The 1,298-nt window shown below is 48.3% G+C and carries 2 protein-coding genes; both read left to right on the top strand.

Annotated elements, in window-relative coordinates; genetic code table 11:
- A partial coding sequence (locus A3750_RS15750) for a hypothetical protein (RefSeq protein WP_231871846.1) occupies positions 1–791 on the top strand: 791 nt, incomplete at its 5' end.
- 19 nt (positions 792–810) lie between these two features.
- Positions 811–1,298, top strand: a 488-nt coding sequence (locus A3750_RS15755; protein ID WP_231871847.1) for a 3-hydroxyacyl-CoA dehydrogenase NAD-binding domain-containing protein, incomplete at its 3' end; no start/stop codon positions are given.

The raw sequence follows: 1,298 nt of genomic DNA on the forward strand, positions 1-1,298 counted from the left end.
CAAGCTCATCAATGAATGCGCAGATGTTCGATATCGCCATTGAGGCCTATGATCAGTTAATTCTCATTGAGCAAGAACCGAAAGCTAAGGCGGCTCTCTATGGCCTTAAGGCTCAGGCCTTGTACTTTAATGGCAGCGCTTTAAATTCAGAGCAAGTTCGTCGTGCAAGTGCTAATGCATTTGAAATCAATAAAGACGAGACAAACACGCTCGGATTACTGGCTATCGCAAGCTTCGAGGCGCGCGACTTTGAGGCTGCTATTAAATATTGGAAGAGGATTTTGGATGTCTTTCCAGAGCATCCTTCAAAAGATTCAATTCGCCTCGGTATTGAGTCCGCGCAGCGAGCAATCGGAGCGGGTGAGCAAACAACTCTTCGCGCTCAGCAAGATGGCGACGATCAGCAGATCGATAAACAAGTAGACGGGGTTGGCGGCATTTCGGTCGTGCTCTCGATTGCACCAGATGTTGTCAAATCACTGTCTGGTAAAGAGCAGGTCGTGATTTTTGCTAAGGCGCAGCAAGGGCCTCCAATGCCGCTTGCTGTGGCTCGTTATAGTCCTAGCGAGCTACCTGAGGCCATTGTACTAAACGATCGTTTAGCGATGATGCCGGAGCTCAAGATATCGTCTTTCGAATTAGTTGATCTCACTGCGCGTATTACTTCGGGAGGGGTAGAGCGACAGTCAGGAGACTACGAGGTGACGGTGAGAGGCGTTGCTGTTGGCCAAACAAGTCCCACGCCGTTGATGATGCAGATTAGCGGTGCTGATAAGATTTTAGAAAACTAGAAGAGACCAGAGGGTATATATGAAAAAGGTTGTTGTTATTGGTGCTGGCACAATGGGGGCTGGGATTGCGCAAACGTTTGCCGTTTCAGGCTTGCAGGTTGTTCTGAAAGACGTTGCTCAAGAAGCAGTGGAGCGAGGCATCGCAACGATAGAAAAAGGTCTTTCTCGTCTCGTTTCTAAAGAGAAGATTACACAAGCCGAAGCGAATGCCGTAATGAGTAATATCACCGGCGTAACGGATAACTCGACCGTCGCTGATGCTGATTTGATTGTNGAAGCCGCTGTTGAAAACATGGCTATAAAGAAGCAGATTTTTGCTGAGCTAGATGCGGTTTGTGGTCAGGATACTATTTTCGCAACCAACACTTCGTCGTTATCGATTACCGAGGTCGCCGCTGCAACGACACGCCCCGACCGGTTTCTGGGCATGCATTTTTTCAACCCTGCGCCAGTTATGAAGCTTGTTGAGTTGATCAAAGGCATTGCGACATCTGAAGAAACCTTTGC

This window comes from Oleiphilus sp. HI0079 (genome assembly GCF_001635105.1).